The organism is Albidovulum sediminicola, assembly GCF_025751575.1.
GTDB classification, from domain to species: domain Bacteria; phylum Pseudomonadota; class Alphaproteobacteria; order Rhodobacterales; family Rhodobacteraceae; genus Albidovulum; species Albidovulum sediminicola.
The window spans coordinates 50305-73010 of record NZ_JAOWLA010000017.1 but is presented as its reverse complement, the minus strand read 5'-3'; the positions used below and the strand labels follow the sequence as shown (position 1 = coordinate 73010).

The 22706-nt window shown below is 67.3% G+C and carries 22 protein-coding genes; 15 read left to right on the top strand and 7 right to left on the bottom strand.

Annotation, left to right across the window (positions count from 1 at the left end; all coding sequences use genetic code 11):
* Positions 1-30 precede the first annotated feature (30 nt).
* Positions 31-1302: an ABC transporter permease gene (locus OE647_RS16330; protein ID WP_263722824.1), complete on the top strand. Its 1272-nt coding sequence runs from the start codon at positions 31-33 to the stop codon at positions 1300-1302.
* 5 nt (positions 1303-1307) lie between these two features.
* Positions 1308-2525, top strand: a complete 1218-nt coding sequence (locus OE647_RS16325; protein WP_263722823.1) for an ABC transporter permease — start codon at positions 1308-1310, stop codon at positions 2523-2525.
* A gap of 47 nt (positions 2526-2572) precedes the next feature.
* Here OE647_RS16325 and OE647_RS16320 read toward each other — a convergent pair whose 3' ends face one another.
* From OE647_RS16320 to OE647_RS16295, 6 genes are all read right to left on the bottom strand, one after another.
* On the bottom strand, positions 2573-3430 hold the full coding sequence (locus tag OE647_RS16320) for an urea carboxylase-associated family protein (protein ID WP_263722822.1): 858 nt from the start codon (positions 3428-3430) through the stop codon (positions 2573-2575).
* 79 nt (positions 3431-3509) lie between these two features.
* Positions 3510-4607 (bottom strand): flagellar basal body P-ring protein FlgI, encoded by a 1098-nt coding sequence (locus tag OE647_RS16315; RefSeq protein WP_263722821.1) that lies wholly within the window; start codon positions 4605-4607, stop codon positions 3510-3512.
* Positions 4604-5620, bottom strand: coding sequence for a flagellin (locus OE647_RS16310; RefSeq protein ID WP_263722820.1), 1017 nt, complete (start codon positions 5618-5620; stop codon positions 4604-4606). The genes OE647_RS16315 and OE647_RS16310 overlap by 4 nt, the downstream gene beginning before the upstream one ends.
* 2 nt (positions 5621-5622) lie before the next feature.
* A complete protein-coding gene (gene flgK, locus OE647_RS16305) occupies positions 5623-7068 on the bottom strand; it encodes a flagellar hook-associated protein FlgK (RefSeq protein ID WP_263722819.1) in 1446 nt (481 codons plus the stop codon).
* Between the two features lie 21 nt (positions 7069-7089).
* Positions 7090-8397: a flagellar hook protein FlgE gene (locus OE647_RS16300; protein WP_263722818.1), complete on the bottom strand. Its 1308-nt coding sequence runs from the start codon at positions 8395-8397 to the stop codon at positions 7090-7092.
* An 88-nt stretch (positions 8398-8485) separates the two neighbouring features.
* Complete coding sequence (locus OE647_RS16295; protein ID WP_263722817.1) at positions 8486-9334, bottom strand: flagellar motor protein MotB; 849 nt, start codon at positions 9332-9334, stop codon at positions 8486-8488.
* A 130-nt stretch (positions 9335-9464) separates the two neighbouring features.
* On the opposite strand from OE647_RS16295, the gene OE647_RS16290 reads away from it, so the two are divergent.
* The 10 genes from OE647_RS16290 (at position 9465) to OE647_RS16245 (ending at position 18944) form a co-directional block, all read left to right on the top strand.
* Complete coding sequence (locus tag OE647_RS16290) at positions 9465-10211, top strand: 5-oxoprolinase subunit B family protein (protein WP_412174968.1); 747 nt, start codon at positions 9465-9467, stop codon at positions 10209-10211.
* On the top strand, positions 10208-11215 hold the full coding sequence (locus OE647_RS16285) for a 5-oxoprolinase subunit C family protein (RefSeq protein ID WP_263722816.1): 1008 nt from the start codon (positions 10208-10210) through the stop codon (positions 11213-11215). Before OE647_RS16290 ends, OE647_RS16285 begins: the two co-directional genes overlap by 4 nt.
* 12 nt (positions 11216-11227) lie before the next feature.
* Complete coding sequence (locus tag OE647_RS16280; RefSeq protein WP_263722815.1) at positions 11228-11998, top strand: LamB/YcsF family protein; 771 nt, start codon at positions 11228-11230, stop codon at positions 11996-11998.
* A gap of 148 nt (positions 11999-12146) precedes the next feature.
* Complete coding sequence (locus tag OE647_RS16275; protein WP_263722814.1) at positions 12147-13010, top strand: FAD binding domain-containing protein; 864 nt, start codon at positions 12147-12149, stop codon at positions 13008-13010.
* A complete protein-coding gene (locus tag OE647_RS16270; RefSeq protein ID WP_263722813.1) occupies positions 13007-13483 on the top strand; it encodes a (2Fe-2S)-binding protein in 477 nt (158 codons plus the stop codon). Before OE647_RS16275 ends, OE647_RS16270 begins: the two co-directional genes overlap by 4 nt.
* A 1-nt stretch (position 13484) precedes the next feature.
* On the top strand, positions 13485-15728 hold the full coding sequence (locus OE647_RS16265) for a xanthine dehydrogenase family protein molybdopterin-binding subunit (protein ID WP_263722812.1): 2244 nt from the start codon (positions 13485-13487) through the stop codon (positions 15726-15728).
* Positions 15729-15731: 3 nt separating this feature from the next.
* Entirely contained in the window at positions 15732-15977 is a 246-nt protein-coding gene (locus OE647_RS16260) for a MoaD/ThiS family protein (RefSeq protein ID WP_263722811.1), read from the top strand.
* An 80-nt stretch (positions 15978-16057) separates the two neighbouring features.
* A complete protein-coding gene (gene rlmN, locus OE647_RS16255; protein WP_263722810.1) occupies positions 16058-17260 on the top strand; it encodes a dual-specificity RNA methyltransferase RlmN in 1203 nt (400 codons plus the stop codon).
* Between the two features lie 27 nt (positions 17261-17287).
* Entirely contained in the window at positions 17288-17698 is a 411-nt protein-coding gene (locus tag OE647_RS16250) for a ribbon-helix-helix domain-containing protein (RefSeq protein ID WP_263722809.1), read from the top strand.
* A gap of 31 nt (positions 17699-17729) precedes the next feature.
* Positions 17730-18944: a winged helix-turn-helix domain-containing protein gene (locus OE647_RS16245; protein WP_263722808.1), complete on the top strand. Its 1215-nt coding sequence runs from the start codon at positions 17730-17732 to the stop codon at positions 18942-18944.
* Positions 18945-18947: 3 nt separating this feature from the next.
* On the opposite strand, the gene OE647_RS16240 is transcribed toward OE647_RS16245, so the two are convergent.
* The gene (locus tag OE647_RS16240; RefSeq protein ID WP_263722807.1) at positions 18948-19766 is read right to left on the bottom strand and encodes an LOG family protein; all 819 of its coding nucleotides are present in this window, start codon (positions 19764-19766) and stop codon (positions 18948-18950) included.
* A 76-nt stretch (positions 19767-19842) separates the two neighbouring features.
* On the opposite strand from OE647_RS16240, the gene OE647_RS16235 reads away from it, so the two are divergent.
* The 3 genes from OE647_RS16235 to OE647_RS16225 all read left to right on the top strand — a co-directional run bounded on the left by OE647_RS16235 (position 19843) and on the right by OE647_RS16225 (position 22670).
* Positions 19843-20763: a threonine/serine dehydratase gene (locus OE647_RS16235; protein ID WP_263722806.1), complete on the top strand. Its 921-nt coding sequence runs from the start codon at positions 19843-19845 to the stop codon at positions 20761-20763.
* Positions 20764-20839: 76 nt separating this feature from the next.
* Positions 20840-21667 carry a 2,3,4,5-tetrahydropyridine-2,6-dicarboxylate N-succinyltransferase gene (gene dapD, locus OE647_RS16230; protein ID WP_263722805.1) on the top strand — a complete coding sequence of 276 codons (828 nt, stop codon included), beginning with the start codon at positions 20840-20842 and terminating at the stop codon, positions 21665-21667.
* A 127-nt stretch (positions 21668-21794) separates the two neighbouring features.
* The gene (locus OE647_RS16225; RefSeq protein WP_263722804.1) at positions 21795-22670 is read left to right on the top strand and encodes an asparaginase; all 876 of its coding nucleotides are present in this window, start codon (positions 21795-21797) and stop codon (positions 22668-22670) included.
* Positions 22671-22706 lie beyond the last annotated feature (36 nt).

Sequence of the window (22706 nt, the reverse complement as noted above, 5' to 3'; positions counted from 1 at the left end):
TTTTCAACGAAAAAAATGAATGGGGAGAAGATGAGCGAGACAACCCACTCCGGCCCTATGCTCGCTGCCGATGGAATGCCGCTCAAGCGGTCATTGGCGCGTGCCTTGCGCCGGCAGAAGCTGCGGGCGCTTGCGCTGGTCGCGCCGCTTCTGATCTTCGTCCTCCTGACTTTCGTGACCCCGATCGTCTCGATGCTGTGGCGGTCGGTCGAAAACCAGATCGTGCCGGAGACGCTGCCGAACACGATCGTCGCGCTTCAGAACTGGGACCCCACGGCGGGCGAACTGCCCGGTGAGGACGTGTATGCGGCCTTTGCGACCGACCTGGTCGCGGCGGTCGATGCCAAGATCCACACCAAGCTCGGCACGCGCCTGAACTATGAGATGCCCGGTATCTCCTCGCTGTTCCGCTCGACCGGGCGGGACGTGAAGAAGTGGAACCTCGAAACCGATGGCCCCTTCAAGGAGAAGTTCATCGAGTCCGACAAGGACTGGGGTGACATCGATGTCTGGAAAACCTTCAAGCGCTACAGCGGCAATTACACGAGCGGGTATTTCCTGAACGCCGTGGACATGGAGAATACGGCGACGGGCGTCCAGCTCCGCCCTGAGGATCAGCGGATCTATGCGACGCTGTTCATCCGTACCATGTGGATGTCGCTTCTGATCACCGGATCGTGCCTGCTGCTTGGCTATCCCGTCGCGTGGATCCTGGCCAACCTGCGCGCCTCCACCGCCAACGTGCTGATGATCCTGGTGCTGCTGCCGTTCTGGACGTCGCTTCTGGTACGGACCTCGGCCTGGAAGGTCCTGCTGCAACAGCAAGGCGTCATCAACGACCTGCTCGTCTGGGTCGGGCTGGTCGATGACGGCAATCGCCTCGTCATGATCAACAACCAGTTCGGCACGATCATCGCGATGACGCATATCCTGCTGCCCTTCATGATCCTGCCGCTCTACTCGGTGATGAAGACGGTTCCGCCCAGCTACCTGCGGGCCGCAAAATCGCTCGGGGCGACGAACTGGACTGCCTTCTGGCGCGTCTACTTCCCGCAATCGGTGCCGGGTATCGGCGCGGGGTCGATCCTCGTCTTCATCCTCGCCATCGGCTACTACATCACGCCGGAACTGGTCGGCGGGACGCAGGGTGTCTTCATCTCGAACCGGATCGCCTTCCACATCTCGACCTCGCTGAACTGGGGTCTGGCGGCGGCGCTTGGCACGATCCTGCTCGCGGCGGTGCTTCTGCTCTACTACGTCTACGACAAGATCGTGGGCATCGATAACGTGAAGCTGGGGTGACCGGAATGAGCATCAAGACCGTCAATATTCCGACGCCCAGCCTGACCGGCTTCACGCTGCCCATCAACGCGGCCGCCGGTGCGCTCTTGGGCTATCTCGTGGGAACGGCGAAGCACAACCCGCTGCCGGGCGTCGTGCTGGGGGCGCTATTCGCCGCGGCACTCGCCTTCGTGCTGATCCGCTTCGCGCCGTCCCGTGCCGCGGGACGGATCGCGGGCGCCGTCATCACCGGGGTGCTGGGCGCCGTTCTGTCCGGCGTCGCGGGGCTGGTCTTCGGCGGCATCGTCGGGCTGGTGCTGAGCTGGCTCGCCTACTGGCTGCATTCGAGCGATTACCGCGCCAGCGTTCCGGTCTACGCGACCAAGGGCGATGTGCTGTGGCACAATACCTTCCGCCTGATCTGCGGGCTGATCTTCTTCTTCCTGATCGCGCCGATCGTGGTCGTGATTCCGCTCAGCTTCAACGCCGAGGATTTCTTCACCTTCACGCCGGCGATGCTCGCGCTCGACCCCGAAGGCTATTCGCTGAAGCACTACCAGGACTTCCTGACCAACCCCGACTGGCTGCGCCCGCTGAAGAACTCCTTCATCATCGCGCCCTTTGCCACGATCATTTCGGTCTCGCTGGGTACGCTCGCGGCGATCGGCCTGTCGCAAAGCCATGTGCCCGGGCGCCGGGCGATCATGGCGGTGCTGATCTCTCCGATGATCGTGCCGCTGATCATTTCGGCCACGGGCATGTTCTTCTTCTACTCGCGTCTAGGGGTCTTCCTGGAGGATACGCTGCATTTCTCCAAAGACCTGTCGGGCTATATCAAGGTCATCCTGGCGCATGCCGTCCTGGGCATTCCCTTCGTGATCATCACGGTGACCGCGACGCTCGTCGGCTTCGACCGTTCGCTGACCCGCGCGGCCGCCAACATGGGCGCGGGACCGGTGCGCACCTTCTTCAAGGTCCAGATGCCGCTGATCCTGCCGGGCGTGATTTCGGGCGGTCTCTTTGCCTTCATCACCTCCTTCGACGAGGTGGTCGTGGTGCTCTTCGTCGGCTCCGCGGTGCAGAAGACCCTGCCGTGGCAGATGTTCATCGGCCTGCGCGAACAGATCTCGCCCACGATCCTCGCGGTGGCCACGATCCTGGTCGCGATCTCGATCGCGCTTCTCGCGACGCTTGAGATGTTGCGCCGCCGGTCGGAACGCCTGCGCGGCATGTCCCCGACCTGACCGCGCCCTATCGGCGGGGTGTCTTGGGCGGCGCCGGAAGGCGCCGCCTATTTCGTTCCGTGGCTGCGGTCGTAGGCGTTCACGGCAGGCGAGGACCAGCCTGCGATGGCGCCGTCAGCCGGGCGAAACACCTCGACAAGAAGCGGGTAGCAGGCGGCGGCATCGCTCGAATGTTCGGCCGAACAGTCGCCGCCGGGGCAGGCGGAAAGGGCGCCAAGAAGGTCGATCTCGGCGAAAAACTCCAAATAATCTCCGGGACGGACCGGGCTTGCCTTCATGAAGTACTGCCCGGTGTCCGCCGTGAATCCCGTGCACATGAAGACGTTGAGGACATCGTGCACGCGCATTTCGGCCTCGCCCACCGCCTGCCCGGTTTCCTCGGCGAGCGCGCGCGTCAGGTTCGAGTGGCAGCAGTGGTGGTAGGTGCCGCCCGAGAGCAACTGATGCGTATACGGATCGCAGCGCGTGCCGATCACGTCGTGGACACGTCCGCCGTAGGCATCGGTGCCGTACCAGCCCAGCGTATCCTCGACGACCGTCGCCATGGGGCGAAGGAAGGGAAGGCAGGACCAAAGCCTGTCGCCGACGGTCACGTGAGTTCCATGCAGCGCGCGGGTCTTCCCGGAAAAGAACTTCTCCTCAAGGTTGGCCGCGTTCCAAAGGTTAAGATCGCCGACCTGCGGCCCCTCGACCGAGGAAATACGAAAGAAATGCCCAGCCGGAACGTGGAAGGCGCGCGCGTCGCGCGGCGGCACGGTGACTTCCGCCACCTTCGCAGCGCCGGGGCGCGCTGCGCGATAACGTCCGAGGTCGACGGCGGGAAGGCCGTCATCAGGATAGCAAATGACCGGACGGATCGCGCGCCGAGCTTCGGCATCTTCCGGTATTCCGTCATGGTTCGACATGTTGCGCTCCGCCTGCGATGTTCGACGCGTCAACCTAGACCCTGTTCCGCCGCATGGTCAATCGGGCCGGGACCCGCCGCTATTGCACGATGAATTCCGCGTGAAGCGCGCCCGCGGCATGGATGCTTTTCAGGATGTCGATCATGTCGCGGGGGGGGACACCCAGCGCGTTCAATCCGGCCACGACTTCGGACAGCGAAGCACCCGCCGCAACCTCTGCCAACCCGGACCCGCCATCCCCCTCGATCGCGGCCCGGGTCCGCGGGACGACAATTGTATCGCCCTCCGAAAACGGATTGGGCTGCACGGCGACAGGTGCTTCCTCGACGCGGAGTGTCAGCCCGCCCTGGCTGACCGCGACGCGGCTGATCCGCACATCCTGACCCATCACGATCGTTCCGGAGCGTTGGTCAACCACGACCCGCGCCCGCTGGACCGGCTCCACCAGCAGGTTCTCGATTCGCCCAAGGGCATGCGCGGTCGAACGGACGCCTGTGGCCGCGATATCGACCGCGACCGTTCCGGGGTCCGTCATTCGCGCCACCGGCCTGCCGAAGTCACCGTTTATCGCTTCCTCGATCCGCCCGGCCGTCGTGAAATCCGGCGAGCGGAGCGCGATGCGGACGGAGGAGAGCGATCCCAGTTCGAACGCGACCTCCCGTTCCACCCGCGCGCCCAAGGGAATGATCCCGGCGGTCGGCACGCCCTGGATCACCTTGGCCCCATCGCCCTCGACGGAGGCGCCGCCCGCGACGATGGCCCCTTGGGCGACGGCATAGATCTGGCCGTCGGCGGCGTTCAGCGGGGTCATCACCAGCGTGCCCCCAAGAAGGCTCTTGGCGTCGCCGATCGCCGAAACCGCGATGTCGATCCGGCTGCCCGCGCGGGCGAAGGCCGGCAGCGTCGCGGTCACGAAGACGGCGGCGACGTTCCTGGGGCGAAACTGCTCGCCCGTGACGTTAACGCCCAGCCGCTCCAGCAGGTTTGACATGATCTCCTCGGTGAACGGGGCGTTGCGAATCCCGTCCCCGGTTCCGTTCAAGCCGACGACGAGGCCGTAGCCCACCAGATCGTTGCCGCGCACGCCCTCGAATTCGGCAAGATCCTTGATCCGGATCGGCGCCGCCAAAGCGGACAAGGGCAGGAGGATCAAGGCGAGCGCCGCCAGAAGCCTCATCGCAGATACTCCATCAGGGACAGGTGCGAGAGCCGCGCAGTCAGGGCATAGAGCATTTCCAACTGGTTGCGCGTCTCTTCAAGCCCCGAGGCGGTCTCGTAGGGATCAGCGGCGGCGATCCCTTCGCGCGCGATTTCCAGGGCGGATGTCTCGGCCGCCTGGCGCGCCCTGGCGCCCTCGATCTTGGCCTCGATCGCGCCGATGCGGCCACGCAGTTCGACCACACCCGCGGCAGCCCCCAGCAGTGTCTCACCGGCGACGGAGAGCACCTGCGCACAGGCGGCACTGTCACCGCTGAGCGTACCTGCGTCGATCAAGGCGCCGAGGGCCAGCCCCTCCATGGTGTGTCGAAGAACGGGGTCGGCCGCCGACACGTCGAAACGGGCGGATTCGCTTATCGCAATCGGCATGGGCCCCGCCGCGCCATCGCTTCCGCCGTAGGCCAGGTCCAGAAAGCCACCGCCCCCGCGCGGGGCGTCGAACCAGCCGCGCACAGCGTCAAGCACAGCCTCTGCCGTCGGCAATCCCGAGGTGACGGTCGCCAGTGCTGAAAGGATCGGCTCGCCACCCGGCAGCGCGGGCCGGTCGGTGTCCGCGCCGGAAAAGAGGTAGCGGTCTCCGACATTGGCATTGAGCGCTGACACCGCCGCATCGAGTTGAAGGCGCGCCGAGGCAGCCGTCATGCGAACGGCCACCGCCCCGCCGTTCGAGGCGGCGGACGTGAAGGCGATTCCGCTGTCCTCCGCCAGACCCTGAACAGTATCGAGCGCGCCTTGCATCGCTTGCCCGACCAGCGCGGCCTCATCTGCCGTCGCCGAGAAGCTTCTGAGCAAGCCAAGAGAGCGCTCGATGCCAGCCAGAAGCTTGAAGTCGCCCCCGGTTGCGCGGGCGAGGTCCTGCCTTCGCCCGCTCGCCAGTTCGTCTGCCAACTGCGTCAGCCGCCCCTCGGTCGCGCGGCTCGACCGCCTGAGGAGCTGCGCCTGCGCCAGATCACCGTAGGAAACACTGGTCATGGTCAAAGTCCGATCAATTGCTGGATAAGCTCGTCGAGGGTTCGGATCACGCGCGCGTTGGCGGAGAAAGCCTGTTCCACCAACAGCAGGGTTTGCATCTCGGCGTCGGTGTCGACGCCGTCCGCAAGCTCCAGATCGCTGAGGGCCGATTGGCGGGCGGCGGCATGCGCCCCAGCGGCCTCCGCCGAGAGCCTCGCGCCGGACATTTGCGACAGCACATCCGCCGCGAGTCCCGCTGCCGCGCGCGCGGCGCCGATGAACGTGCCAGAGGCCGGAACGCGCTCATCTGCCAGACGATCGGCCAGCGCCAAAAGGCCGGACGCGTTCCCGACGGGGCCAGGCGCGGCAGCCCCCAATCCGTCCCTAAGCCGCCAGAGCGCGCCGCCGCTTGCCGGGTCCGCCGCGGCGTTCACCGTAATTCGTCCCGCAAGCCCAGCCTCATTCATCGCGTCAACCGGGCCGCCCGCATCCGTGAACAGGCCGGGCGCGCCTGCGGGAAGCGTGGGGTCGCCCAAAAAGCGCTCGACCAGATCGCGGGCGAGGGCGTCGAACTGCGATTGCGCGCCGGTCGCAATCTGGTCGCGCACCGTGAACAGCGCGGCCAGCGTTCCACCGCGCAGCGGCCCCGCCTCGCCTGCGCCGATCGTTATGCCGTTGATCGAAAGGCCGGAAAGGGCGCCGGAGTCCCGGGTCATCTCAGGGGTGATGACCCCGACGGTCGAAAATCCAATCTCTGCCGGGTTGCCGTCGAGCAGGATCGCGCCGCCTGTCGTGAAAAGCGCGATCTGGTCATGATCCCGCGCTACTTCACGGACCGGAACGATGGACGCAATCCGGTCAACGAGCACTTGGCGCTGGTCCATCAGCGCGGTCGCATCGCGCCCGGCACTGCGTTGGGCGAGGATGTTGGTGTTCAGCGCATCGATCTGGCGCAGCGTGGTGTTCAGCGTCTCGACCTGCTGCCCGATTTCCTGATCGGCATCCATCCGGATGTCCTGGAGTTCACGCGTCAGGTCTTGCAGCGCCCTTGCCAGACCCGTAGCGCGTTCCCCCACCGACTGCAGTCGCGCCTCGCTGTCAGGCCGCCCGGCCGCCTGAACCAGCGCCTGCTCAAGGCCGACGATCCGCGCAGAAAGGGAATAGGGCTCGCTCGGTTCGCCGATCGCTCCCTCGATCCGCGCGAGGGTCTGGGCCCGCTGCGTGGCGTTGCCGGCGTCTGCGTCAGCCAGCCGCCGGTCGCCGATCACGGTCAGGTTGACGCTGCGAGTGATGCCATCGACCCGGACCCCCGCACCCTTTCCCCCCAGCGATATCGCGGAAAGCTGAACCTCCCGCCTGCCATAGCCGGGCGTCAGGGCATTCGCGACATTGGCGGAAACGACCTCGGCACGGCGCGAGGCCGCAGTCAGGCCGCTCAAGGCGTTCGACAGCGCGGAGGAGATGCTCATTTCGGACCCTGTCCCTGTGCGTCAGCGCTTGATGTTCGTGGTTTCCTGCAACATGTCGTCCACCGTCTGGATGACCTTGGCGTTGGAGGAATAGGCCCGCTGCGTCTGGATCAGCGCGGTCAGTTCCGCCGCGACATCGGTGGTGGAGCCCTCGCGCGCGTAGCCGACGATGGCGCCCGTCGGACCGTCGCCCGCATCCCACAGGAAGAACGCGCCGGAGTCCGGCGAGACCCGATAGGCCTGGTTATCCAGCGCGACCAGCCCGTTGGGGTTGGGGACGCCCACCACCGGGATCTGGTAGATGCGGCGTGTGAAGCCGGAGTCGTAGCTCGCGGTGATGTAGCCGTGCTCGTCCACCTCGACCGCGGTCAGGTTGCCGACCGGTGAGCCGTTCTTGGTGATGGCGGTCGGGGCGAAACTGTCGGAAAGCTGTGTAAGCCCCTTGGGATCACCGAGCTTGCCGATGGTGAGGCTCATGGGGCCGCCCGCGACGGTCAGGTCCAGCGTTCCGGTCGCGCCGTCATACCCCCCGCCAGAGAGCGTCGTGACCGAGGACAGCGTGCCCCCGTTCGCGCGCGTATCGTCGAAGACCAGCGAATAGAGCCCGATCACGGCGCCGCCCTGGGCGGAATCGCGGACCTCCATCGTCCAGGTGTTGGACAAACCGGTACCCGGCACGCTGGGCGTGAAGCTTATGTCGAGCGATTCAGAGGTCCCGAGATTACCGAAATACTCCAGCGAAAGCGGCAGCGAGGTGCCATTTGCACCTGCCGCCGTCTCGGTCGCGGGCAGGTTCACGCCGAGGGTGATCTGGGTCGTCGGGTCGCCCGCCGTCTGGTTGGCGGTGATCACGACCGGCTGAAGACCCGCGAGCGTGTCGCGCGGCAGGACCGGGATCGTGCCGTCCGCATTCGCCGGCCAACCCAGCAGCACAAGCCCCGAGTCAGTCCGCAAGACCCCATCCGCATCGGCGCGGAAGGCCCCGGTCGTGGTCATCATCAGGGGCTGCTCGCCGATTGCCGAACCCGCTGAGACGGAGGCCGTCACCGGCAACATTCCGCGCCCCGCAACAGCAAGGTCGAGCGCGTGCGAGGTCGGGACCAGCGCCCCCTGCTCCTCCACCAGGCGGGCGGTGGAGGCGCGTACCCCCCCGGCCGAATAGGTGCCGGACCCCGAGGCCTGCTGGATCACGAAACTGTCGAAATCGGCCGTCGCGCGCTTGTAGCCGTAGGTGCCGGAGTTCGCGATATTGTCGGAGATCGTGGCAAGCCGGGTGGCATTTGCGTTGAGCCCGGCGACCCCGGCATTGAGCGAAGACGAAATCGACATTGTGCCGCCTTTCTGCTGCTGCGTATCAAGTGCCGACACCTTCGCGCGCGCCGCTTAATTTCCGGCTAACGGGCGTAGTGGCCTGATTTCATTGGTCCGATCGGATCAGAATCACCTCGATCCGGTTGTTGCGAACCGCCATGGGGTTTCGGTAACCGGGCTTGCGATCGGCGTATCCCGTGACCCTCAGGCTGCGGTCGCCGGAAAGGCCGCCCGCCTCCAGGAGCAGCCGTGCGCGCATCGCCCGGCTGGCGGAAAGGTCCCAGGTCGGGTTCTCGATCAGCACCTCGGGCTGGGCTGCCATATGGCCGTTGATCGCGACCGGGTTGTCGACCACCGCGAAGACCTCCGCCACCAGGGCGATCAGGGCGCGGGCGATGTCGGTCGGCTCATCCGTGCGCCCGGAGAACAGCGGCTCGTCCTCCAGGTCCGAAAGCTCGACCACCAGCCCCTCATCGGTCAGCCGCGTCTGCACATGGCGCAAGAGGTTGTCGATCACCGCGCTTTCGCCGCCCAGACCCATCAGCGCCTCCTCGATCTTTCGCGCGCGCTCGGCGAACGTCCCGGCCTCGGCCTCCTCCTGCGCGGCGGTGCCGGTCTGGCCAAGGGCCTGCCGTTCCTCAGACGGCTTGGCGCTTGATGCGCCGGTGCCGTTCTGGGCAATCTGGTCCTCTGAAAAGACGCTTTCCCCGCCGAAGGACCCGTCGCCCCCGCCCGAGATCCGGCTGAGCGGGATCGTTGGGCTGAAATAGTCCGCGATCCCCTTTCTTTGCTTCTCCGTCGTTGCGTTGAGCAGCCACATCAGCATGAAGAAGGCCATCATGGCGGTGACGAAATCGGCATAGGCGACCTTCCACGCCCCGCCGTGGTGCCCGCCGCCGTTGACGACCTTCTTGCGCTTGATGATGACCGGCGCCGCATCGTTGCGCCCTGCCATCCCACCAGTTCCTTTCCTTCACCCCAGGGCCGAACCTAGCGGCAAAGCCCTAACGCGGGGCTAACCGCGCCGGGTTTACTCTGTGCTGCCGGGTGCTATGTCTTGGGCGGGTCAGTAGCGGAGGGTGACGATGGCGATGGGGGGCGGATATCCGGCGATCCGCACGCTGGGCCTCGGCGGCCTTTTGGTCAGCTTTGCCGACCGCCTGTCGGAGCCCGCGAACCGGGCCGCGCTTGCCTTTCGCGCGGCGGTCGAGCGCGAGACCTGGCCGGGGGTGGAGGAAACCTCGACCTCGCTCGCCTCGGTGTTTCTGCGGTTCGATCCGCTGTCGGTCGCGCCCGCCGATCTGCGCGCGCGCCTTGCGGCCCTGCTCGAACGCCAGGACTGGTATGGTGCGGCGCTGCCCGCCAACCGGCGCCGCTGGCGCATTCCGACCGTCTACGGCACCGATCTTGCCCCGCAACTGGAGGAGGCCGCCGCCGCGGCAGGCATGTCCGTGGCCGATGCGGTGGCGGAACTGTCGCAGGCGACCGTTCGGGTGCTGACCATCGGTTTCGCGCCGGGCCAGCCCTATCTGGGGGAACTGCCCCCGGCTTGGGACATTCCCCGGCAGGTCGCCCTGACCCGCCGCGTGCCGGAGGGGGCGCTGGTGGTGGCGATCCGGCAATTCGTGCTGTTCTCGGCCGCGACGCCAACCGGCTGGCGCCATATCGGCCAGACCGCCTTCCGCGCCTTCCGGCCCGAAAGCGAGGAGCCCTTTCCGCTGAGGCCGGGGGATGAACTGGTCTTCCCCGCCGTCAGCCGCGAGGCGTTCGAGGCGATTCGCGCCGCCGACGCCAGTGGCGATGGCGGTGCCGTGGTGGAGGCCATCGGATGAGGGAGCTCATCGTCAGCCGCGCGGGTCCCGCGGTCACGGTGCAGGATACCGGCCGCCCGGGGATGCTGATGCAGGGGCTGTCGCGGGGGGGTGCTGCCGATCCCGTCGCGCTGGCCGAGGGTGCGGCGCTCCTGGGCCAGGCGGGGGATCTGGCCGCCCTGGAAATGGCGGGCTTCGGCGGGGCGTTCGCGGTCACGGAACCGGCGCGCTTCGCCCTGACCGGCGCGCCGATGCGCGCCGATATCGACGGCAAGGCGATCGCCTGGAGTGCCTCCCACCTGATCGTGCCGGGACAAGTTCTGACCGTCGGCGGCGCCGAGCGTGGGGCCTACGGATACCTGCACCTGGGCGGTGGCATCGCGACGGAGCCGGTCCTGGGGTCGCGGGCGGCGCATCTGGTGGCGGGGATCGGGGCGCCCGTTCAGGCAGGCGCGCGCCTGCCGCTTGGGCCCGATCCCCGCACCGAGGCCGGCCTGATCCTTGATGTCGAAGACCGCTTTTCGGGCGGCATGATCCGGATCGTCCACAGCGCACAGACCGCGCTTTTCGCGCCCGAGGAACGCGAGCGGTTCGAGGCGACAGAGTTCACCCGCGACGACCGCGCCAACCGGATGGGCGTGCGCCTGACGATGGCGGGCGCGGGGTTCGCCGCCGACCGGCAGCTTTCGATCCTGTCGGAGGTCATCGTGCCCGGCGACATCCAGGTGACCGGCGATGGCACGCCCTTCGTTCTCTTGCCGGAATGCCAGACGACGGGCGGTTATCCCCGCCTTGGCACCGTCATACCGGCGGACCTTCCCGCGATGGCCCAGGCAGGCCCCGGCGCGCGGCTGCGCTTTCGCTTCGTCGGCTTTGACGAGGCGCTGGAGGCCGAGCGGCGCCACCGCATGATGCTGCGGGACCTGCCCCGCCGCCCGCGCCCCGCCATCCGCGACCCGCGCGAGATCCCCGACCTTCTGTCCTACCGTCTGATCGACGGCATGATTTCGGCACACGACACCTGAGGAGGAGCCCCGATGACACGGTCCGTCGATCTGAACGCCGACATGGGCGAAAGCTTCGGCCCCTGGAAGATGGGGGAGGATGAGACGCTTCTCGACATCGTCTCATCGGCCAATATCGCCTGCGGCTTTCACGCGGGCGACCCAGATGTGATGGCCGCGACCATGCGGATCGCGGTGAAGCGGGGCGTGGGGGTCGGCGCGCATCCGGGCTTTGCCGATCTTCAGGGTTTCGGACGCCGGCGGATGCATCTGCCCAAGGAGACGCTGCGCAACCTCGTGCGCTACCAGCTTGGCGCCGCGCAGGCGATGGCAAAGGCCGCGGGTGGCGAGGTGCGGCACCTGAAGCTTCACGGCGCGATGGCCAACATGGCGGCGGAGGACCCCGCCATGGCCCGCGCCTGCTACGAGGCGGCGCTGGACATCGCCCCCGACATCATCGTCATGGTGCTGGCCGCCACCGCTCAGCAAGAGGCGGTGCGCGAACTGGGCTGCTACTGGGCGGGGGAGATCTTTGCCGACCGCGCCTATAACGACGACGCGACGCTGGTTGACCGCAGCCTGCCGGGCGCGGTCATCCATGATCCGGACGTCGCCGGGCCACGGATCGCCGCCATGGTGAAGGCGGGCGCGATCATCACCGAGAGCGGCAAGCACATCCCCACTCGCATCGACACGATCTGCCTGCACGGGGACGGGGCGACGGCCGTTCGGATCGCACGGTCGGTGCGGGAAAACCTGCTCTCCGAGGGGATCGAAGTCAGGCCCTTCGCCGCTACGCGATGACGCGCTCAGACCGCGTTGACGCGATTGGAAGCCCGCTCTAACGTGGCCAGGCAGAGCTTCCCGGCTCTTGTCATGGTGCCATGGAGCGGCCTGCGCGGCGCTCGCACTTTGCGAGGGGAACCGGGACCAACAGGAAGAGAGCGATCTTATGCAATATGTGGCTGCGAAAACGGCGGATGAGGCCGTTGCGCTTCTTGCCGGTCATTCCGGCACGGCGCGCGTTCTGGCCGGTGGCACGGACCTTCTGGTCCAGATGAAGTCCGGCATGGTCGAGCCCGACCTCGTCGTCGATATCAAGCGCATTGCCGGAATGCGGGACATCACGCCCGAGGCCGGGGGCTTCCGCGTCGGCGCCGCGGTTTCGGGCGCCGAACTGGGCGAACATGCGGGCGTCTGCGCCATGTGGCCGGGCGTGGTCGAGGGGTTCAACCTGATCGGCTCCACCCAGGTGCAGGGCCGCGCCACGATGGCGGGCAACCTCTGCAACGCCTCGCCTGCGGGCGATGCGGTGCCCTCGCTCGTCGCGGCGGCGGCGGTTGCGCGCGTTCAGGGCCCGAACGGGACCCGCGACGTGCCGATCCGCGACATTCCCGCCGGGCCCGGCCGCACGACGCTGTCCAAGGGAGAGATCGTGACCTCGATCTTCCTGCCCGCGCGTCCCGCGCGCGCCGCCGACGCCTATCTGCGCTTCATCCCGCGGACCGAGATGGACATCGCCGTGGCCTCCGCCGGGGTCAGCCTCGTGCTGGCGGCGGACGGCACGGTCGAAAGCGCCCGCGTGGCGCTGGGCGCCGTGGCCCCGACCGTCCTTCTGGCCGAAGAGGCCGGGAAGGTGATCACCGGTACCCGGCTCGACGACGAAACGCTTGCCCGCATGGCCGCCGCCTGCGAGGCGATCTGCAAACCCATCGATGACAAGCGCGGAACCATCGAGTTCCGTACCAGGACGGCGGGCGTCATGGCCAAGCGCGCCGCCCGCATCGCCTATGACCGCGCGGGAGCGAAAGCATGAAGACGATCCAGGTTTCCACGACCATCAATGGCGATCCTGCCGAGTTCATCTGCACCCCGGATGAGACGCTTCTGGACGTGCTGCGCAACCGCCTGGGCCTGACCGGCTCCAAGGAGGGCTGCGGCACGGGCGACTGCGGCGCCTGTTCGGTGACGGTGAACGGGCGGCTCGTCTGTTCCTGCCTCGTGCTGGGGGCCGAGGCCGAGGGGGCCGAGATCTCCACCATCGAGGGCATGGCGGAGGGTGAGACGCTTCATCCCCTGCAGCGCGCCTTCATCGAACACGCTGCCCTGCAATGCGGCGTCTGCACGCCCGGCATTCTGGTTGCGGCCAAGTCGCTTCTGGAAAAGAACCCCGATCCCACGGACGAGGAACTGCGCTACTGGCTGGCCGGCAATCTTTGCCGCTGCACGGGCTATGACAAGATCATCCGGGCCGTACAGGTGGCCGCGGCAGAGATGAGGGGGGCTTGAGATGGCTCTGGACGCCTATCAGAAACGTGAGTTCAAGCAGGTCGGCACCCGGCCCAACCGCCCCGACGGGGTAGACAAGGTCACTGGCCGCGCGATGTACGGGGCGGACGCGACCGCGCCGGGGATGCTGCACGCCAAGGTGCTGCGCAGCCCCCATGCCCATGCGCGTATCGTCGCGATCGACACCTCGGCCGCCGAGGCGCTGCCTGGCGTCAAGGCCATCGTGACGGCCGCCGATTTCGGCGTGCCGGAGGATGCCTTCCTCCTCGACGTGCAGGATCACTGCATGGCGCGCGAAAAGGCGCTTTATGACGGCCACGCCGTCGCCGCCGTCGCCGCCACCAGCCTCGCCGCCGCCAAGGCCGCGCTGAACCTGATCAAGGTCGATTACGAGGTCCTGCCCCACGTCACCGATGTCGATGAGGCGATGAAGCCCGGCGCGCCGGTCGTCCAAGCTGGCCGCGCCTTCGAGAACGTGCCCGCCGGCATGTCGGAGAACGTGACCCATCACTGCGAGTTCGGGCACGGCGACCTCGACGCCGGTTTCGCTAAGGCCGACCACATCATCGAACGCAGCTTCAGGACGGCTGCGACCCATCAGGGCTATATCGAGCCGAACGCCTGCCTGGCCTCGGTGACTTCGGACGGACGCGCCGATCTTTGGGTCTGCACCCAGGGCCAGTTCTTCTACCGAACGCTCTGCGCCGCGATCCTGGGGATGGAGGCCAGCCAGCTGCGCGTGACCGCCTCCGAGATCGGCGGCGGCTTCGGCGGCAAGACCATGGTCTACATGGAGCCCGTCGCGCTGGCGCTCTCGAAAAAGGCCGGACGTCCGGTGAAGCTCGTCCTGACCCGTGATGAGGTCTTCCGGGCGACGGGGCCGACCGTCTCGTCCTCGATGGACGTGAAGATCGGCATGACCAAGGATGGCCGCATCACCGCCGCGCAGGCGCGCCTGCGCTATTCCGGCGGCGCCTTCCACTGCGGCACGGTCGACTTCGGCGCCCAGGCGGCGTTTGCGGCCTATGACCTGGAGGCCGTCCAGACGCTTGGCTGGAACGCGATGACCAACCGCCCGAAGGAAAGCGCCTATCGCGCACCGGGGGCACCCTTGTCGATCTACGCCGTCGAAAGCGTGGTGGATGAGCTTTGCCAGCACTTCGGCCTCGATCCCCTGGCGGTGCGGTTGAAGAACGCTGCCGACAAGGGCACGAAATCGTCCTACGGTCCGACCTTCGACCAGATCGGCCTGAAGGCGACGCTGGAAGCCGCGAAGGCGCACCCGCATTACGCGGCACCGCTTGGGCCGAACCAGGGGCGGGGCCTGTCCTGCGGTTTCTGGTTCAACTTCGGCGGCAATACCTGCGTCAGCCTCTCGGTCAATACCGACGGCACCGTGGGCGTGACCGAGGGCAACCCGGACATCGGCGGCTCGCGCGCCTCGATCAGCCTGATGGCGGCCGAGGAACTGGGCATTCCCTATGACAAGATCCGCACCATCGTCGCGGATACGTCCTCGCTCGGCTACAACGACGTGACCGATGGCAGCCGCGTGACCTTCGCGGTGGGGCTTGCCACGATCAAGGCCGCGCGCGACGCCGTCCAGAAGATGTGTTCCCGGGCCGCGAAGATCTGGGGCATCGACGAGGACGCGGTGGAATGGGTCGATGGTGCCGCCGTGCCCGCCGGCCCCAATGCCGGGAAGTTCCCGCCGATGACGCTCGCCGAGATCGCGGCCGTGTCGGCGGAAACCGGCGGCCCGATCTGCGGACACCACGAGGTCAACGCCGATGGCGCGGGCGTCAGCTTCGGCGTGCACCTTTGCGATATCGAGGTCGACCCGGAAACCGGTGCGACCAAGGTGCTGCGCTACACGGTCTTCCAGGACGCGGGCAAGGCCGTGCATCCTTCCTACGTCGAGGGTCAGATGCAGGGCGGCGCGGTGCAGGGCATCGGCTGGGCGCTGAACGAGGAATATATCTACGGCGCCGACGGCAAGCTTCAGAACCCCGGCTTCCTCGACTACCGCATCCCGGTCGCCTCGGACCTGCCGATGATCGACACGGTGATCCTGGAGATCCCGAACCCCGGGCACCCCTACGGCGTGCGCGGTGTCGGTGAAACCGGGATCGTGCCGCCGCTCGCGGCCATCTCGAACGCGGTATCGCGGGCGGTGGGCGTGCGGATGACGGAACTGCCGATGTCGCCGCCCAAGCTCCTCAAGGCGATCGAAGCGAAGGGCTGAGCCATGGTGAAGGTCCTGCTTTGGGGCACGCTGCGATCGGCGGCCGACGGGCAGGCAGAGGTGGAAGTGGCGGCGCGGACGTTCAAGGAGCTTCTGGACGAACTCGCCGCCCGCTACCCCGGGCTGGAACCGCAGATCAAGCGCGGGGTGTCGCTCGCGCTTGATGGCAAGATCTACCGCGAGGCCTGGTTCACCGAGATCGGCCCGGACAGCGAAGTGGTATTGATGCCCTACATGACGGGGGGCTGAATGGCGGGCCGAAACGGGCACTGTTCCGTTTTGCCCGCGAATCCCATATAAGGGCGGACCTCGAAACCCCCGGGACCGCCATGAACGAAGCCACCGCCCCCGTCACGCAGGATGTCGTGACCCTTCCCCGCAAGCTGCCCGAGGGCGGTCGTGTCAACCTTGTCGGTCTGACGCGCGACCAGTTGCGCGACGCGCTGATCGCGGCTGGAACCCCGGAAAAGCAGGCGAAGATGCGGGTGGGGCAGATCTGGCAATGGATCTACCACTGGGGCGTGCGCGACTTTGCCGGCATGACCAACCTTGCCAAGGACTACCGCGCCCTTCTGGCCGAGAAGTTCGAGATCGCGCTGCCGGAGGTCGTGACCCGCCAGATCTCTGCCGACGGGACGCGGAAATACCTGTTACGCATCGCGGGCGGGCATGAGGTTGAAACCGTCTATATCCCCGAGGAAAATCGCGGGACGCTCTGCATCTCAAGCCAGGTCGGCTGCACGCTGACCTGTTCGTTCTGCCACACGGGCACGCAGAAGCTGGTCCGCAACCTGACTGCCGGGGAAATCGTGGGCCAGGTCCTGGTCGCGCGCGACGACCTGGGCGAATGGCCGAAACCGGGCGATCCCAAGAACGAGACGCGGCTGGTCTCCAACGTCGTGCTGATGGGCATGGGCGAGCCGCTTTACAATTTTGAGAACGTGCGCGACGCGATGAAGATCGTGATGGACGGCGAGGGGCTGACGCTGTCGCGCCGCCGGATCACGCTGTCGACGTCCGGTGTCGTTCCGGAAATCGCCCGCTGCGCCGAGGAGATCGGCTGCCTGCTCGCCGTCAGTTTCCACGCCACCACCGACGAGATCCGCGACAAGCTGGTGCCCATCAACAAGCGCTGGAACATCGAGACGCTGCTAGGCGCGCTGCGCGAATACCCACGCCTGTCGAATTCCGAGCGCATCACCTTCGAATATGTGATGCTGAAGGGCGTGAACGACAGCGACGAGGACGCCAAGCGCCTTGTGAAGCTGATCCGAGGCATCCCGGCCAAGATCAACCTGATCCCGTTCAACGAATGGCCCGGCAGCCCCTACGAACGCTCAGACTGGGAGCGGATCGAGACCTTCGCGGACATCGTCTACAAGGCGGGCTATGCCTCTCCGATCCGCACGCCCAGGGGCGAAGACATCATGGCCGCCTGCGGGCAGCTGAAATCCGCGACCGAGCGCGCCCGCAAGACCCGCGCCCAGATCGAGGCAGAGGCGGGGGGTCAGGTGCCCCGTCTTGAGGGATAATTAACGATCCTGCGGCAAGGCTTGGGCATGGAACGCACCATCGCCCTTGCCCCCGCCGCCTGGTCCGCGCTCGACGCAATTGCCCGCGCCGAAGGAACCACGGTTTCCGATCTGGTCCGCGGCTGCGTCCATCGCGACCTTTCCCGGCGCCGTCGCGCGAAGACCGCCGGTCTGCCGGATGAGCGGCTCATTGCGCGGCTGCGCGCGCTGCTCGCTGATGACTTCGCCTATGCCTCGGGTTGGGGTGATCTCAATCGCCGCCTGCGGGCCAAGGGCTATGTCATGATCGAGGCGGGTGAAGGCGTCGCGCTGGCCGAGGCGGCGACCGGCCAGAGATTGTGCAAGGGCGCCGACCTCGGATACAGCCACGCCCGGCTGGCCCGCCGCTTCCACGCGCCGTTCCCAGGCCATATCCGGGCGGGTGTTTTCGGCAGTTGACCCGCATCGCCGGGCAGATCACCCTTGCGCCATGTCTGGCACCCTTCCGATCCTTCCCAACCGCGCGGCGCGGCGGCTCTTCCTGGACCGCCACGCTTTGGCGGAGCGCCCATCGGGCCCCGCGAAGGGCGATGCGCTGCTCGCGCTGATCGAGCGCCTTGGCTTCGTCCAGCTCGACAGCATCAACACGGTCGAGCGCGCCCATCACATGATCCTCTTTGCCCGGCGGCAGAGCTACCGGCCGGAATACCTGTCCCGCCTGCACGATCGCGATCGCAAGCTCTTCGAACATTGGACCCATGACGCGTCTATCATTCCTGCGGCCTTTTTCCCCCATTGGCGGCTGCGGTTCGCGCGGGACGAGGCGCGGCTGCGCGAGCGCTGGGCGAAGTGGCATGGCGAGGGTTTCGATGCGAAGTTCGACGAGGTGCTTTCCCAGGTCGCGGGCCGCGGGCCCGTCTCGACCTCCGAGGTGGGGGAGGCGGAGGCGCGCAGTTCAGGCGGCTGGTGGGACTGGAATCCCTCGAAGATCGCGCTGGAATACCTGTGGCGCGTGGGCAAGCTCTCGGTCGTTCGGCGCGAGGCGTTCCGCAAGATCTACGACCTGACGGAGCGGGTGATCCCCGCCGACCACCTGTGCGAGCTTCCCGAACCCGAGGCGACGCTGGACTGGGCCTGCAACGCGGCGCTGGACCGGCTGGGCTTTGCCACCTCGGGCGAGATCGCCGCCTTCTTCGCAAAGGTGACGCCGGGCGAGGCGAAGGACTGGTGCGACGCCGCTCTGGCCCGGGGCGAGATTGCGGAGCTTGGCGTCGAGGGCGCCGATGGCCGGGTCCGCCGGTCCTTCGCCCGCCCCCGGGTTGCGGCAGCCCGTGACCTGCCCGAGCCGCCGGCGCGCATCCGCATCCTCAGCCCCTTCGACCCCGCGCTGCGCGACCGCAACCGGGCGGAGCGGCTTTTCGGCTTCAGCTACCGGATCGAGGTCTTCGTGCCCGAAGCAAAGCGAAAGTACGGCTACTACGTCTTCCCGGTTCTGGAAGGCGATAGCATCATCGGGCGCATCGACATGAAGGCCGACCGTCAGGGCGACACGCTGGCGGTGCGCGCCTTCTGGCCGGAGGCCGGGGTCGCGATGGGCGTCGACCGCCGCGCCCGGCTGGAGGCCGAGCTTGGGCGGATGGCGGCCTTTGCCGGGGTGTCGCGGATCGACCTCGCCCCTGGCTGGCTGCGCGAGACGCTGGCTTGAGGATCAGTCCGGAAAGCCGTTCGGCCAGTGCCCGATGATCTCCATCGCCTCTTCCGCCGTCTCGACATAACGGAACAGTTCCAGATCCTCGGCCGAGATCGTGCCGGCCTCTGCCAGCGCGTCCCAGTTGATGATCTTTTCCCAAAAGGCCTTGCCGAACAGCAGGAAGGGCACCCGCTTCATCCGGCGGGTTTGAATCAGCGTCAGCGTCTCGAACATCTCGTCAAGTGTGCCGAAGCCTCCGGGGAAGATGCAGATCGCCCGTGCGCGCATCAGGAAATGCATCTTGCGCACGGCGAAGTAGTGGAAGTTGAAGCACAGGTCGGGCGTGACGTAGATATTGGGCGCCTGCTCGTGCGGCAGCACGATGTTGAGCCCGATGGAATGGCCCCCGGCCTCGTGCGCGCCGCGGTTGCCAGCCTCCATGATCCCCGGTCCGCCGCCGGTGACGATGACGTTTTCGCGCCCGTAGCTTTCCATGCTTTTCTCGGTGATCAGGCGTGCCAGCTTGCGCGCCTCCTCGTACCAGTCGGCAAGCGCGTCGGCGGCCCGGCCCGTCTCTGCGCCCTTGGCGGGGATGCGCGCGGAGCCCATCAGAACGATGGTGGACTGGATCCCGCGTTCGTCCATGATCATCTGCGGCTTGAGAAGCTCAAGCTGGAGGCGCACGGGCCGCAGTTCCTCCCGGCACATGAAGTCGTTGTCGGTGAAGGCAAGCCGATAGGCTGGCGCGCGCGTCTGGGGCGTATCGGGAATGCGGTCGGCGGCCTCCACGTCCTGGTGACTGTGGCGGAAGGGATGGCTGCGCAGTTCTTCGGTCATCGGCTGGTTCCTTGTGCAGTCCTTCCCCCAGCCCTATAGCTTTCACACCCGGCTGACCAGAAAGGGAGTGCGCGGCATGGATTGGCGTCAGGAAATCGACGCGGCCGCGGGCCGGATCGCGGATCACGTCCTGCGCACGCCGGTTGTGACGGTTGATTTCGGGCTTGGCCGACCGGTCGAACTGAAGCTGGAGCAGATGCAGCATACCGGCAGCTTCAAGGCCCGGGGGGCCTTCAACACGCTTCTGTCGCAGCCCGTGCCGCCCGCAGGGGTGGTCGCGGCCTCCGGCGGCAATCACGGCGCAGCCGTGGCCTATGCCGCGCGCCGCCTCGGCCATCCGGCCCATATCTTCGTCCCCGAGATCGCGGGCCCCTCGAAGATCGCGCTGATCCGCGAGACCGGGGCGGACCTGACCGTCGTGTCCGGGGCCTATCAGAACGCGCTCGATGCTGCGCGCGACTACGAGGCGCGGACAGGCGCCATGCAGATCCACGCCTATGACGCGCCCGCGACGCTGGCCGGTCAGGGCACCGTCCTGCGGGAATGGGAGGCGCAGGGCCTTTTGGCCGAAACGGTGCTGATCGCGGTCGGGGGCGGCGGCCTGATCGGCGGCGCGCTGGGCTGGCTGCAGGGGCGCCGCAAGGTTGTCGCGGTCGAGCCCGAGCTTGCGCCGACGCTGCACCGCGCGATGCAAGACGGTCCGGAGGCAGAGGTGGAGGTCGGCGGGGTCGCGGCGAATGCGCTGGGCGCGCGCCGGATCGGGCGGCTTGGCCACGGGCTTGCGCTGCGCCATGGCGTGACCTCGGTCCTCGTGCCGGATGCCGCGATTCTGGAGGCGCGGCGGCGCCTCTGGCGCGACCTCAGGCAGCTCGTTGAGCCCGCAGGCGCCGCGGCGTTGGCGGCGCTTCTGTCGGGCGCCTACCGGCCCGAAGCGGGCGAACGGGTCGCGGTTCTGATCTGCGGGGCCAACACCGCGCCGGATCCGCTTGAAACCTAGTCGCATTGCGCCTGTCCGCGATGCGTCTTATGGACCATACGCAAGTCAACCGGAGTGCCAGAGGGGGAGCCCGCCCATGTCGAATGCCCAGCTAGAAGCCGCCATCGAAGCCGCGTGGGACGCGCGCGACACCATCACGCCCGCGACCACCGGCGAAACCCGCGAAGCGATCGAGGACACGCTCAACGCGCTCGACGGCGGCAAGCTGCGCGTGGCCGAGCGTCAGGCCGATGGCCAGTGGCATGTGAACCAGTGGGCGAAAAAGGCCGTTCTGCTCGGCTTCCGCCTCAAGGACATGGAGCTTCAGGGTGGGTCCGCGCAGGGCGGGTCCTGGTGGGACAAGGTCGATAGCAAGTGGAAGGACTGGGGTGAAAACCAGTGGCGCACCGCTGGCTTCCGCGCCGTGCCCAACTGCGTCGTGCGCAAGTCGGCCTATATCGCGCCGGGCGTGGTGCTGATGCCCTCGTTCGTTAACCTCGGCGCCTACGTCGATAGCGGCACGATGGTCGACACCTGGGCGACCGTCGGGTCCTGCGCCCAGATCGGCAAGAACGTCCACCTGTCCGGTGGCGTCGGCATCGGCGGCGTGCTGGAACCGATGCAGGCCGGCCCGACGATCATCGAGGACAACTGCTTCATCGGCGCGCGCTCGGAGGTCGTCGAGGGCTGCATCGTGCGCGAGGGTTCCGTCCTCGGCATGGGGGTCTTCATCGGCAAGTCCACCAAGATCGTGGACCGCGAGACCGGCGACGTGATGTACGGTGAGGTTCCGCCCTATTCGGTGGTGGTCGCGGGCTCCATGCCCTCCAAGGGCGGCATCAACCTTTACTGCGCGGTGATCGTGAAGAAGGTGGACGCCCAGACCCGCTCGAAGACCGGAATCAACGAGCTTCTTCGCGACTGAGAAACCTGAGATCGCGAGAGCGGGCGGCCCCTTCGCGGGCCGCCCTTTTCGTTTTTGCGGCTGTTGCAATGTCCCGGCGCGTGGCCCTGTGCTAAAGCCTTGGGCGGAAACAGTCGGGACAGGCAGCATGGCGAAGATTCTGGTTCTCCACACCGGCGGCACGATCGGCATGGTGCCGGGCCCTGACGGGCTTGTGCCGGCCGCCGGGGTCGTCGAAACGGCCTTGGAGCGAATCAAGCGGGCGGGCAGCGAGATCGAATTGCGCGCCTTCGATCCGCTGGTGGACAGCGCCGAGGTCGGACCTGCGCACTGGAACCGCATCATCGACGATGTGGCGGGATTCGATGGTGACGGGGTCATCGTGACACACGGCACCGACACGATGAGCTTCACCGGCGCGGCGCTGGCGCAGGCGCTCGCGGGGGTCGGTATTCCGGTCGTCCTTTGCGGCGCGATGCACCCCTTGAACACCGGCGGAGATGCGGAAGGAAACCTGGCGCTGGCGCTCGATGCGGCTCTGGGCGGGCAGGTGGGTGTCTGGCTTGCCTTCGCGGGGCGCTTGCTGCCCGCGGCGGGGCTGGTGAAGCACCACTCTCAAGACGCTGACGCCTTTCGCTCGGTCCCGCAGCCCGGGGATGCGGGGCCATTCCGGCCGCGCCGTTTCAAGGATCGCAGGTTGGCGATCCTGACGCTGTCGCCGGGCATTCCGGCGGGCGCCGTGGCCGCGATGCTGGCCGAACTGGACGGTGCCGTTCTGCGGGTCTTCGGCGCAGGCACGATCATGTCGGACCCGAAGCTTGAGGCGGCGCTTGCCGCGGCCATCGCGCGTGGCTGCCGCATCCGCGCCGTCAGCCGTTGCGAAGCAGGGGGGCTGATCCCCGGCACCTACGCGGCCGGGGCGCCGCTGTGGCGCGCAGGCTGCGAGAACGGCGGCGCGGAGACGCCCGAGGCCGCGTTGATTCGCCTCTGGCTCGACCTTTCCGAGGTGCCGCAGGGGTCGTGAAAAAGGAAAAGGTCCGCCATCTGGCGGGCCTTTTGC